Source organism: Kouleothrix sp., from assembly GCF_046328425.1.
Lineage (GTDB): Bacteria > Chloroflexota > Chloroflexia > Chloroflexales > Roseiflexaceae > Kouleothrix.
Window position 1 is genome coordinate 173,965 of record NZ_JAXLWP010000003.1, and the last position, 12,726, is coordinate 186,690.

Annotated in this window: 10 protein-coding genes; all 10 read right to left on the reverse strand. The window is 66.2% G+C overall.

Annotation, left to right across the window (positions count from 1 at the left end):
- Positions 1–2: 2 nt before the first annotated feature.
- Positions 3–2,240, reverse strand: coding sequence for an NHLP family bacteriocin export ABC transporter peptidase/permease/ATPase subunit (locus U0177_RS00750; RefSeq protein ID WP_409568664.1), 2,238 nt, complete (start codon positions 2,238–2,240; stop codon positions 3–5).
- A gap of 137 nt (positions 2,241–2,377) precedes the next feature.
- Entirely contained in the window at positions 2,378–2,959 is a 582-nt protein-coding gene (locus U0177_RS00755) for a hypothetical protein (RefSeq protein WP_409568665.1), read from the reverse strand.
- Positions 2,960–3,114: 155 nt separating this feature from the next.
- A complete protein-coding gene (locus tag U0177_RS00760) occupies positions 3,115–3,471 on the reverse strand; it encodes an NHLP leader peptide family RiPP precursor (RefSeq protein WP_409568666.1) in 357 nt (118 codons plus the stop codon).
- Between the two features lie 24 nt (positions 3,472–3,495).
- The gene (locus U0177_RS00765) at positions 3,496–3,846 is read right to left on the reverse strand and encodes an NHLP leader peptide family RiPP precursor (protein WP_409568667.1); all 351 of its coding nucleotides are present in this window, start codon (positions 3,844–3,846) and stop codon (positions 3,496–3,498) included.
- A gap of 207 nt (positions 3,847–4,053) precedes the next feature.
- Positions 4,054–4,404 (reverse strand): thiocillin family RiPP, encoded by a 351-nt coding sequence (locus U0177_RS00770; protein WP_409568668.1) that lies wholly within the window; start codon positions 4,402–4,404, stop codon positions 4,054–4,056.
- 34 nt (positions 4,405–4,438) lie between these two features.
- Positions 4,439–4,795: a thiocillin family RiPP gene (locus U0177_RS00775; protein ID WP_409568669.1), complete on the reverse strand. Its 357-nt coding sequence runs from the start codon at positions 4,793–4,795 to the stop codon at positions 4,439–4,441.
- Between the two features lie 116 nt (positions 4,796–4,911).
- A complete protein-coding gene (locus tag U0177_RS00780; protein ID WP_409568670.1) occupies positions 4,912–6,393 on the reverse strand; it encodes a SagB family peptide dehydrogenase in 1,482 nt (493 codons plus the stop codon).
- Between the two features lie 41 nt (positions 6,394–6,434).
- Entirely contained in the window at positions 6,435–9,389 is a 2,955-nt protein-coding gene (gene lanM / locus U0177_RS00785) for a type 2 lanthipeptide synthetase LanM (RefSeq protein WP_409568671.1), read from the reverse strand.
- A gap of 134 nt (positions 9,390–9,523) precedes the next feature.
- Entirely contained in the window at positions 9,524–11,785 is a 2,262-nt protein-coding gene (locus tag U0177_RS00790; RefSeq protein WP_409568672.1) for a TOMM precursor leader peptide-binding protein, read from the reverse strand.
- A 179-nt stretch (positions 11,786–11,964) separates the two neighbouring features.
- A complete protein-coding gene (locus tag U0177_RS00795; protein ID WP_409568673.1) occupies positions 11,965–12,720 on the reverse strand; it encodes a MinD/ParA family protein in 756 nt (251 codons plus the stop codon).
- Positions 12,721–12,726 lie beyond the last annotated feature (6 nt).

Here is a 12,726-nt window from a genome sequence, read left to right on the forward strand (position 1 = left end):
CGTTATAGCATCTCCAGGTACGACTTCGGCTTCGACGTCTGGTCGGCCATCATCAGGCGGCGGTATGGCCCGTCGACGCGCTGCATTTGCATATGCGTGCCGCGCTGCACCACCTTGCCGCGATCGAGCACGATGATCTCGTCGCAATCGCGAATGGTGCTGAGGCGGTGGGCGATAATCAAGCAGGTGCAGCCGCGCCGCCGCAGGTTATCGTCGATCCGCTGCTCGGTGATCGGGTCGAGCGCGCTGGTGGCTTCGTCCAGCACCAGGATCGACGGGTTGCCAACCAGCGCGCGGGCGATCTCGAGCCGCTGGCGCTGGCCGCCGCTGAAGTTGCGGCCGTTCTCTTCGACCTGAAAGCTATAGCCGCCGGGCCGATCGGAGATTTCCTCGTGGATGCAGGCGTCTTTGGCGGCCTGCACGATATTGGTCTCAGAGATGGTCGTATCCCATAGCGTCAGGTTGTCTTTGATCGTGCCCTCGAACAGCGCGATATCCTGATCGACGATCGCCAGCGAGTTGACGATCCGCGCGTGGGGCGTGGCGCTGCGCGGCTGGCCATCGAACAGCACCTCGCCGCTCCACGGCGCGTACAGGCCCGTCACCAGCTTCGCGATCGTCGACTTGCCGCTGCCGGTGCCGCCGACCAGCGCGACGCGCGAGCCGGGCTTGAGCGTCAGGCTGAACTGCTCGACCAGCGGCGGCTCGAGCTGGCTGTAGCCGAAGCTGATGTTGTGCAGCTCAAGGTAGCCGGTGAGCTTGGTGGTGGCCGCGCCGGGCACATTCAGCTCGGCCAGCGCGTGGTGCTCGGCCGGGTAGCGCAGCACGTCGTCGAGCCGGGCCATATCGCCGGCGGCCTCCTGCATTTTCGCGCCCAGGCTGACCATCTGGGTGATCGGGGTCATGAAGGCGAGCATCAGCACCTGAAAGGCCGCCAGCACGCCGATACTGAGCTGGCCGTCGATGACGCGCAGGCCGCCGATAACCAGAATGGCGGCGGTATTGATCGCCGTCAGCAGCGGCGGAACAGCCGCCAGAACCTGCGTCGAGAGCCCGAGGTCTTGCTCGGCGTTGACCGACTTGGCGAGGTAGCCCGAGATGCGGGCGAAGAAATCGGACTCGGTGCCGCTGGCCTTGAGCGACTCGATCGACTGCAAGCCGTTAAAGGCCGTGCCCATCATCTGGCCGCGCTGCTGAAGCAAGCGCTGGTTCTGGTCGGTGCGCTTGCGCGCCACATAGCGCAGCGCCACAAGGTTGACGATCGCGATCGCGACCGCCAGAAGCGTGAGCACCACATCGTAGCGCAGCATCAGCCCGACGTATATCACCACGAGCACGACGCCGAGCAAGTTGGTGGCCAGGTCGCCCGAAAGCAGCTGCGCCACCTTATCGTTCAGCGCGACGCGGTTGCTGATCTCGCCGGACGAGCGCTGGGTGAAAAAGACGATCGGCAGGTTCAGCACATGCCAGAAAAACGTGCTCGCCGAGGTCAGCGCGAGCTTCGCCTCAAGGCGCAGCAGGTATCGCTGCCGAAGCCAGGTGAAGACGCCCAGCAGCGCTGCGGTCACGATCATCGCCAGCAGCAGCGGCTGCAGCCAGCTCGCCAGGCGCCCGACCAGGTATTGGTCGATGAAGATCTGCGTAAAGCCCGGAATGACCAGGCCGAGCAGCACCAGCGCCAGGCTCACCAGCACCACGTACAGCACCGCCTCGCGCGAGCCGCGGAGGCGCCGCCCGAGCGCCTGCACGACGCTGGGCCGGGTTCCGCCTTTCACAAAGCTAGGCTCTGGCTCGAACACCAGCACCACGCCGGTGAATGATCGGTCGAACTCTTCGAGGCTGGCGACGCGCGGGCCGCGCGCTGGGTCGTTCAGGTAGACTTTGTCTTTCTCAAAGCCTTCGACCACCAGGAAATGGTTGAAGTTCCAGAAGGCGATAAACGGCGCCGGCACGGCGCGCACGCTGGCCATATCTTTGCGCAGGCCCTTGGCGGCAAGCCCGTAACTGCGCGCCGCCTTGACGATATTGCCGGCCTTGCTGCCATCGCGCGACACGCCGCAGGCGACCCGCAGCTCTTCAAGCGGCACGACGCGGCCATGGTAGCCGAGAATAATGCCCAGCGACGCGGCGCCACACTCGACTGCTTCCATCTGCAGCACGGTTGGCGTTCTGGCGCGCTGCGGGCGGGCGGCGCGCCGCGCGGCCGGCGGTTTCTCTTTGGCGCCTGCTGGTGCGCTCATGGGGTTGCTCTCCAGTGTTGTTCATCGCCTGCGCGGCACTTTCGCTTATCTGCGTGCGCTTGTCCGCGCTCCGCGCGGAAGACCGCACACAAAGTACCGCTGCCAAGGGCAAAAAACGCCGGCGCGTGTCGCGCGGGCTAGCGGAGCATCAGGCTGATCGCGCGCTGCTCGTTGATCGTGATCGTGCCCTGGCACAGCATGCCCTTCTGCAACGGCATCGGCGGCCCCTGCGGCGACGACCACTTGTAGCCGCTGGGGGTGGCCGGGTCGCGGACGAATTGCACCTGCACCGGAACGATCAGGCCGGCGCCCGCCAGCGCCTGGGCATAGGCATCGTTGCCGAGGCTGCCGCGCATGCCCTCCTGGTCGGAGGGCACATCGGCGACCGCCGTGACGGTGCCGAGCAGCACGCCCCACTGCTCTTTCGGCGCGCGCGCCAGCGCCAGCTTCACGGGCATGCCCGGCTGGATCTGCCGGCCATCGTCGATGCCGACATACACCGTCGCCTGCAGCTCGGCGGCATTGCCAGCGGCGGCAGTCAGCGACCCTCGGCCTGCGATGGTGGTTGGAATGGTGGTAAACAGGCCCCAGAGCAGCGCCACCACCAGCAGGCTGCCGAGCGCGAGCAGCGCAAGCCAGCTCCGCGGTGTCGTCACGCGCATCAGCTCGTCCAGCTCTTCAAGGGACGATAGACGATCCAGGGCTTCCTTGCGGAACATCTGCACTCCTCGCCATGCTACGTCTTGGTTTGGGCCGTCGCCGTTGTTGGGGTTAGAAAAGGGGTGCGCGAGGGGCTATGCCCCTCGCACTTCCCTGTTCAGACAGTTTCTCAGAGGCTGTCTGATGCCGGATTGCCACGGTACGAGCGCGATATTTAGATGGTGCTGGCGGTCGCAATACTGCCCGCCGTGCCAAGCGTCGAGCACGGCAGAGTCGAGACCGTGCCCATGGTGCCGGCGGTGCTGGCGGTGTCGCCGCCGACCACCTGGTTGAGCTGCTCGTCCGATAGCTCCTCGCCGGGCTTGGGCGGGATGGTGAGGTACATCACCGTGTCGGTATTCTCGACCGCGCGCACCTCGATGCCCTGCGGGATCGGCAGGCCCTCCTCGCGCAATACCGCTGCGGGATCGGCGAGCAAGCGTGCCTTAAATTCCTCGTCGGCCCAGGCCTTGGCCAGCACCTGCCCCGACAGCTTCGTATACTCCTGGAACTGCTCTCGTTTGGATTCCACCTGCTACTCCTTACTATCAAGAGCTTAACTCGCGGTGCTGATCGTGCCCGCACTCATGATGCTGCCGAACGAGGTGCAAATGCTGCTGACCGACGACAGGCAGCCCGCCGATCCAGCGGTCGTGCCGCCGGCAACCTGGTTGAGCTGCTCGTCGGAGAGCTCGTCGCTGGGCTTGGGCGGCAGGGTGATGTATACAACATTGCTGGTGTTCTCGACAGCCCGCACCTCCAAACCCGCCGGCACAGCGATGCCCTGTTCGGTGAGCACACTGGCGGGGTCGGCCAGAAAGCGCGCCTTGAACTCGTCGTCGGCCCAGGCTTTGGCCACCACCTGCCCGAACTGCTTGGCGTACTCCTGGAGTTGCTCCTGGTTCATGTCCAACTGAGTGCTCCTTTAAACTAGGGCTTACGCAGTTGCGCGGTTCGGCTTCCCGAAGCCGTGCATAGTGCCTGCGGCAGCACGGTACTGTTTGATCATCGTGTGTCCATTTTCCGCGCTGTGCGCGGAAAATGGACACCTCTACGGAATTCGGTACCGCTCTGCCGAAGGCTGAGCTCGCCAACTGCGTAAGCCATATAAACATTAACTGGCGGTACCAACGGTGCCGGCGCTCGAGGCCGTGCCGAAGCAGGATCCGAACGAGCCAAGGCACGAGATGCTTCCAGCCGAGCCGGCCGTCAGGCCGCCGGCAACCTGGTTGAGCTGCTCGTCCGATAGCTCGTCGGAGGGCTTGGAAGGGATGGTAAGGTACACAACATTGCTGGTGTTCTCGACGGCGCGCACCTCCACGCCGGCTGGCGGCGCGAGCCCGGCCTCGGCCAGCACGCTGGCGGGGTCGGCCAGCAGGCGCGCCTTGAAGTCGTCGTCGGCCCAGGCCTTGGCAACCACCTGCCCGTATTGCTTGGCGTACTCCTGCAGCTGATCCTGATCCATTGGGTGTGCTTCCTTTCGTTTCAAAGGCTGGTTTCTAACCAAACGAGCTAGCGGTTCCAACCGAGCCGACAGTCATGATGGTGCCGCAGAGCGTGCCAAACGTGCCTGCGGTGCCGGTGCTGCTGGCAGTGCCGCCGCCGGCGAGCTGGTTGAGCTGCTCGTCAGACAGATCCTCGCTCGGCTTTGGCGGCAGGGTGAGGTACATCACGCTGTCGGTATTTTCAACCGCGCGCAGCTCAACCCCGTCGGGCACCGCAATGCCCTCGGCCTTCAGCACGCTGGCGGGGTCGGCCAGCAGGCGCGCCTTGAAGTCGTCGTCGGCCCACGCTTTGGCAATCACCTGGCCATACTGTTTCGTGAACTCCTGAAGCTGGTTCTGGTCGGGATTCATCTTTTGGCTCCTTGATGAGGGTGAAAAGTCGTTCCAGTGGTGGTGAATTGTTGGTGGAACTTAGCTGGCTCGGACGAATTAGCGCGATCCAAGACGGTCGATGCTCTTGCTCCTTCCTAGCTTGCGCGGCTGCCCAACATAAATTCGCCAACCGACGACTCCTTGAGGTAATCGAGGCCCGCGGCCTGGGCAAGCAGGTCGGAGTTGCCGCTGCCCAAGCCGCAGGGCGCGATAGCCATCGCCGTGGCCACCAGGTACATCGTCTGGTACATCACGCCGACATTTTTGAGCGTCGCCGCGTAGGCCATGCCGTCGTACTTCCAGCCCATGCGCTGAAATCGCGCCGCAAAGGTGATCAGCACCTGCGGCACGCACAGCCGCGCGGCCGAGATCGAGGCGCCGTCGAGCAGGGCCTCGACATGCGCGTTGCGCGGGGCGAGCCTGCACAGCTGATGCTCGAGCGGGTCGTAGTGGTAGATCCCCGAGGGCAGACCATCGCAGGTATTGACCGTCAGGTACAGCTCCAGCTCGTAGCCCGCGCCGCCGCCTGGGTATGGGCGGCTGCTGGCCTGGTAGATCATGCCGGGGCTTGAGAATGGCTCGATCAGGTAGCGCACGCGGGCGGTGCGGTAGAGAAATTCGCCGATCTGCTGCAGCGAGATTGGCGGGTCGGCATAGTCGCGCACCGAGCGGCGCGTTTCCAGCACGTGCGTGAATGGCAGATCGTGCTGCATGAGCGCGTCGAGATCGGGCCGATACAGGCCGACGACGTCGCCCGACATCTGCGGCTTGACGGCCGGCTGCGACGGGATCTTGCCGAAGAAGCGGTAGTTGGCGCCGAATGGGTAATCGTGGCGGCCGACGCGGCTGCGCGAGTGGAACAGCAGGTCGTGGAAATTCCACTGCTGCAGCGTATCGTCGTGGTCTTCCTGCGTCGTGCCGTCTTCATTCGCCGGCACAGCCAGCGACAGCTGCGCGAGCAGGCTCACGGCCGTCAGCGCAATGTCCTCGGGCAGGCCGGCGTGGCTGCTTAGCTCGCGGGCCGAGCGTGGCAGTGCCAGCGCGCCGATCAGCGCCGCGCCTGCGTCGCCCTCCAGCAGCACGCGGGCGTGGCACAGCGGCGACTCAAGCACTATCTGGTTGCGCAGGCGGCGGCAAAAGGCGAAGCGCGAGAGGGCGTAGCCCGCGTCGGGCTCGATCGGCCCGGCCTTGAGCTGGAACTTCGGCGACATCGGCTCGATCGTCAGCAGCCGGCGCTCGCGATCGGCGAGCGTGTAGCGGAGCACTTTCCACGCTTTCCACTGCTCGATCCGGTAGTACAGCCCGGCCAGCGACACCTGCCCGTCGAGCGAAAGCAGCAGATCAGCCAGCTCATCCTGGCGCGCGCCGTCGGCAACCAGTGAGCGTAGCACGGCGCGCATGCCGGGCGTGGCGCCGCGCAATGTTTGCGTGGCCGCCGGCAGGTGAACCTTGACCTCCTCGGCCTCCTCGGCGATCTTCACCTCGCGGTGAAACGAGAGAATAAGCTGTGACGGATCGTAGATGTTCGCGCGCGGCGATGGGGCTACGCTGGCCACCATCGCCGGGGCGGGGAGCATTTCTGCGATTTCCTGGTGCACTTCAATAGCCTCCTGCGTGCTTACCCGACCAGCCGGATCGATTGAATCTGGCGTGGATGCTCGAGCCTGAGCAGGGCGTGGGCGACTGCGCCAACACCCCAGATCGCCGAAAGGTTGTGGCGGTCGGCGGCGAAGGTTTCGGGGAACCACGACCCGTGCGCCTGCCGGCGCTGCCACAGCGCCTGGCCAAGCGCCTGCGCCACGTGGGCATAGCGGCGCTCCTGGCTGGCCCGATACGCCGCGCTGGCGACCTCCAGGCCGTCGAGGAGCGCCCGTGACGAGTGGCCCGCCACGTCGGCCTGAAGGTACCGGTCGGCGCCTGCCAGCGCAGCGCTATCGCTGGTCGCGCCGTCGGCGATCAGGCCCAGCCGCGCGAGCAGGTGCCCCACCGGCGCGCCTTCGTCGGGCGCCCGCTCGCGCAGCAGCGCGCCCGCCTGCGCGGCGGCGTCCTGGATCGGCGCGGGGGCGCTCGGCAGGCGCGCAATCCGCGCCAGCGCCAGCGCCATCCCGCCAGCCGCATCGGGCACGCTCGCGAGCGCCGACGCGGCCGGGTAGCTAGTGCGGGGCAGGCTGCCATCCGCCGCGCGCGAGCGCAGCAGGTGCTCGGCCAGCGCGAGCGACCCTGGCGCGGGCGGCTGCGCGCCGTGGCCCGCCAGGGTCGCCAGCAGCAGGCCGGAGGTGCCCGCGACAAGATCGGGGCCGGCCAGGCGGCAGAGCTCGGGCAGCGGCAGCAGCGTCAGGTACGCCCGCGCCGCCTCGTCGAGCTCGGCATCGGCGAGCGCCCGTGCGCAGCGCCGCAGCACGTAGAGCTGCGCGCCAAGGCCATACAGCGCGCCGCAGGCCGTGGGGATGATGCTGCCAAAGGTGCTGCGCTCGAGCACCTCGCGTATCATTGTTGGCGCCTCGCTCACCAGCCGATACGACGCCAGAAGCGTGTGGCGGGCTGCCTGGCGAAAGCGCGCCAGCCCGGAAACAGCGTACAGATCGGCGAGAACGATCGCCAGGCCGCCCGTGCCGGTGAGGATGTCGGGCTGCAGCACCTCGACGCAGCGCATATCGCTGAATGGGTGGTAGGTCAGCCCGGCCCAGGCCATGCTACCGTCGGGCGCCTCAGCGGCATAGCTCAGGATCTGGTCGCCCAGCTCGATCGCGGCGTCGGTCCAACCCGGGCAGTCGGGCGCTGCGGCGCGCGTGTGCCCGGCCGGGCGCGCGGGCGGCGTATGCTTCCCGGCGGCCAGGCACGAATTCAGAAAATCGCGCTGCTCGTCGAGCTGGCGCTGGCAGTGCGCCGGGTCGAGCAAGCGCTCCTTCATCCGATCAAAGGCGTTCTGGCCGAAGTAGCCCTCGATCGGCGCGCCTTCAACCGTAAGCACCGCAGGGCCGCACGGCAGGCACTGGAAGAACGGCACATCGTTCTCGCGAATGCCGGCGATCTCGCTGGCGGCCAGGCGCAGCGCCTGCGGCTGCGCGCCATGCTGCTGGTAGGCCATGCGCAGCATCTGCAAAAGGAACTGCTCGCGCCGCACGCCATCGGTCATTCGCGAGGGCGCGAGGCTCCACTGCAAGATCTGGTAGTAGGTCCAGGTGTCGCGGTGAATAAACCGCACCGGAACACACGCCATCGCCCGCAATGGGCTGTCGGCGCCCAGCAGCACCTCGCGCCTGGCGTACAAGCAGTCGTGCATGGCCTGGTAGCCCGCGAGCAGCTCGTCGACGTAGCCGTCAACAGTCATCGGCGTGCCGTTCAGGGTCGGCACGTGCTCGGTATGCTCCCAGGTGCGGTACTGATCGGGGGAAGCGGCCTTGGTCAGATCGCCAGACAGCTGCGCCTTGAATGGCGTCAGAAAGTGCTGCTGGCTGTTCAGCGCGCCCAGGTCTTCAGCGCTCACGCCCATGCCGATCACGGTTGGCATGGTCACGGTGCACGTCAGCACAACCGACTCTTCCACGCGGCGCTGGGCCTCGCGCTCGGCGGGCGCCAGCGGCCGAATGGGATGATCGCGCGGCTGCAGCAGCATCTCGAGGTCGATAAACACCGGCTGGTCGCCGCAGGCGATCAGGTTGTCGAGCCAGAAGTCGCGGGCTTCGAGCATTTGCAGCAGCCGGATGGTCATGCCCATGCGCCGGTAAAAATGCGCGACCTGCTGCTCGGCCTGGCATGCCGCCGGCGCAATGTGGGCCTCCCAGGCGTACGAGCCCCTGGTGAGGATGGTGCGAGCCATGAGCGGCAGCTCAAGGTACGGGTTGAGCGCGCGCACCAGATCCATATACGCCGCGGCGATGCGCAGATCTTTGGGCTTGTACACCGCCTTGCCACCCGAGGCGAACGTCAGAACGGCCACCGAGCGCCCATGGTTGTGCATGTCGCCGACATCGCCTTTCACGCCAGCGACCGGGCCGCCCGGCACGCCCGCAAACAGCTGCTCGGCGAGCACGTCGCGGTCGGCCGCGAGGCGCCCGAGCAGCTCGGCGGCGAAAGTGTGCCAGTTGGTGTATACCACCCCGACGATGTAGGCAAGCACCGGGTAAAGCTCAAAGCGGCGCATCCAGGCTGAATTCGTGCCATTGAAGGCAGATTGCGCGGCCGATTCCCGCGAGCCACCCCAGGCCGACATGGCCAGCATCTCGTAGCGCAATACCTGGATACAGGGCTGAAACAGGCGCCGCCGCAGCATCGCCAGCAGATCGTCCAGCGCCTGCGCGGCAAGCAGCTCGTGCTGCGGATCCAGCTGAAGGAGATCGTGGCGGCCCAAGCGCATAAACAGCGCATATGGATCCGACGCGGCCTCGGCGTCGCCGTCGGCGTCGATCAGCCGAACCAGGCTGCGCGCCCAGGCCGGCAGCTGGCCGGGATCGACGACAAGCACATCGGCCAGGCCAGCGGCGAATTCATCGCGGCTGCGGCCATACGCCGCCAGCAGCGCGTCAAGCTGCTCGGCGTCGTCGCCCACGAGCACCTTGGTCCAGGCCAGCATGCGCTCTGCCTGGTGCGCCTGCTGAGGCATCGGCGCGAAGCAAGGGTTGCTTGCGCGCTCGTGTGGCGGCGCGGCGCGGGCAATCACCCGGAGAAGCGCACCGGTTGGTTGGAACGACGATGTGCTCATGCTACCTATATAAAAATCGGAATTGGGTTGAGCTGATCTTCGCGCAGGCGCTCGGCGAGCCAGCCCATCTGCACCGGCACATCGTACAGGCGGCCGGGGGCAAAGCGCGCCCAGAAATGCCGCATCCCCGGCACGATCACCTTGGCAACCGGCAGCCCGACGTCAAGGCGCGTCTGGTCGAGCACCAGCATCTCCATGCCCTTCGCCTCGACGATCGCCTTGCAGCGCAGCACATCGTCGCGCACATCGTCGCTCCACGCGCGCGGGTAGTCGCTTGCATGGCGTGCCGGCAGGCCGGGCGCGGGGGCGAGGTACGGGTGCTGTTCAAGCCTGGCGGTCTGCCACCAGTGCCGGCTATCGGCGTCGTCGTACTGGTACGCGCCGCTGCCGTCGGCGCGCACGTGCATCACCGCCGGCAGGAACTGATTCATCTCGGTCAGGGAGCGCAGAATGCCAATGCGCGGGTCGAAGTGCGACCCAAACGAGAACAGGATATCCTCGGCCGGCTTGTCGACCCGCCGCGACACCGCCGCAAATGTGGGGATCTCCAGGTCGCTGGTGATATCGAGCACCCACAGGTCGCGGTTCAGGCGGCGGTAGCGCTCTTGCAGCTCGGTGAAGTACGGCTCTTTGAAGCTGGCGAGATCCACCGACGGCCGCTGCAGCCGGTTGTACCACCAGATCGCCACGGCGTCGCGCTCGACCAACTCAAAGAAGCCCTGGAGAATCGCCTCTTCCAGCGTATTGCCGGCGGCGTTGCCATTTGAGTCGGCCCAGGCGAAGAACTCGCTCGGAAGAATCGGGTACCGGTAGTAGCAGTAGGCCGTCGGCACGTACTTAAAGGTCTCGTGCGTCAGCGACCAGATCGGCGTCCACTCGATCGGCACATCTTCGTCCATGGGGTCGGAGACAACCTGGAAGGTTGAGCCGCGCGCATTCCAGGCGTTGCGCCGGCGGTACTGCTCTTCGCTATAGTTCTGGCAGGCGTTCGGGTGGATCGCCGCGTCGCCAAGCTGGCGGTAGCTCGCGCGAACGCGCAGCTCGTCGCCCTGGAACAGGCCCGAGTAGCGCTCGATCGCCTCGCACAGGGCGCTGGCGCGCGCCTGGGCATCGCTCATGCCTTTGCCGGCGCTTTTGCTGCGCAGCCCCTGCTTGAGGAAGTGCAGCGTCTGGGTTTGCGATGCGAAGTTGTGCCCGGCCATATACACGTGCAGAAACTGCTCTTCGTCGGTCGGCGTGCGCGCCAGCAGCGTCACCGCGCCGGTGATCGGGCTGACGTGCTTCTCGTACTTGGCGATTGTATGCTCGGGGGTGGCGATCCGGTGGCCGCCGTCGGCGACAAACTGCTTTTTGCGGCTCTGGAGCCGCACAGGCTCGGGCTCACGGGCCGCGAGGTACGCCGGGTCGCCGCACTTTGGGCACTGCGGCCGCTTGATCAGCGGGTGGCGGTAGCTGCTCAGGCTGGGGAACTCAAGCGTCAGGATCTGGCCCTCAAGATCGGCGCTCTCGCCGCGCGCCAGCCACAGCGCGATCTCGGTCGCGGCGAGCTGCAGCGCGGCCTGGTTTGTCGAGGGCAGCTCGGCGCGCGATACCGGGAACGGCTTGCGAATGCCCTTGCGCTGCTGCAGGTAGCTTTCGACCTCGCGGTTTGGCGCCAGGCGCTGGGCCAGGCACGCCCAGCAGCCGGTCTTGCCGGGAACAAAGATCGGCCCGATCCATAGCACCATGCCGCTTGGCTTGATCAGCATCCACGGGTGCCCCGAGCGCAGCGCGTCGGCGTTGATCTGCTCAAGCCCCTCCTGCAGGTAGTCGTCGGTCACGACCACCGTGAGGTCGGCCTGGCCCTCGTCGGGGTCGACAAGCGCGACATGCAGGGCCTCCAGCGCGGCGGCAAGGCCGGCGGTGGCGGCGCTGCCGCGCGCGGTCAGCGCCACGCGGCGAGTTTGCAGGCGGCGGCTCGCCTCCTCTGGGTCGAGGTTGAACGAGCGCCAGAACGCGGCCTGCTCGTCTGCGGCCGTGGTGCCGGCAACAATATAGCCCTTCTGCTTCATCTGGTTGAGGGCGTAGTACACCTGCGCCGGGCTGATCTCGCCGGCCAGCAGATCGACGATCTGATCGACGGTATGCGTGCCGTCGATCAGCGGCGCCAGCCGGCAGTGCACCACGCCCTTCAGAACAAAGTGGCCTCGCTCGGACAGCAGATAGACGCCTTCAGACTCGACAACCTCGACATGGAAAACGGGGTTAAAGATCGGCCGATCAATCATCAATCCGGCTCCTGCACTATAGCTCAACGAGCGCGCTTGCTGAAGGGTAGTGATTACGGGCAACTATAGTGGGGTATCGTGACGAGATCGTGACTTGGCTCGCCGAGCGTTTGCCGAGCCGAACTGAAACAGGCGGGTGCGCGATTCTCTGCCCGCCGCGCGCCCTTTCGGCCAGCCGCTCAGCCGATCAGCGCGTTCATGATCTGCCTGTAGGCCATCGTCAGCAGATGATCGGGGTAGCGCAGCGCAAAAATGTCGGCGCTGGCCAGCGCCATCAGCTCGTCGGAGTGCGGGATCACCGCCGCCACATCGCAGTTGTATGTTTGCTCGACGCGCTGGCGCACCTCGTCGGCGTCGAACATGTGCGGAACCTTGTTGACAATCAGCACCATGTGCGGCACGCGCAGCTTGCGGGCCACCTCGACGGTCACGCTGGTGCCTTGGTAGTCTTGCTGGTCGGGGCGCAGCACCACCGCCAGCGCGTCGGAGATCGCGATCGAGAGCAGCGTCTCTTCGTTCAGGCCGGGGTGCGTGTCGATCAGCAGCACATCGAGCTTGAGCGTGCGCACGAGCTGGTAGAGGCCGTCGTTGAGCATCGACACATCGTAGCCCTCGCGCAGCACGCGCGCGATCTCGCCGGCCTTGATGCTGGCCGGGATCAGAAACACCTGGCCGCCGATGTCTTTGCCAAGCCGCGACGTGACATTCATCGCCGTCTGCTCGATCGCGCACTTGCCCCACAGGTAGTCGTTGAGCGAGTAGGTGATCGAGCTTTCGTCGAGGCCAAACAGCACGTGAATGCCGGGCGACTGAATATCGGTGTCGATCACGCCCACGCGCTTTTGGTCGGCCGCCAGCAGCGCGGCCAGGTTTGCCGTGGTGTTCGATTTGCCGGTGCCGCCGCGGAACGAGTGGATCGAAATAATCTTGGGCATGGCTGG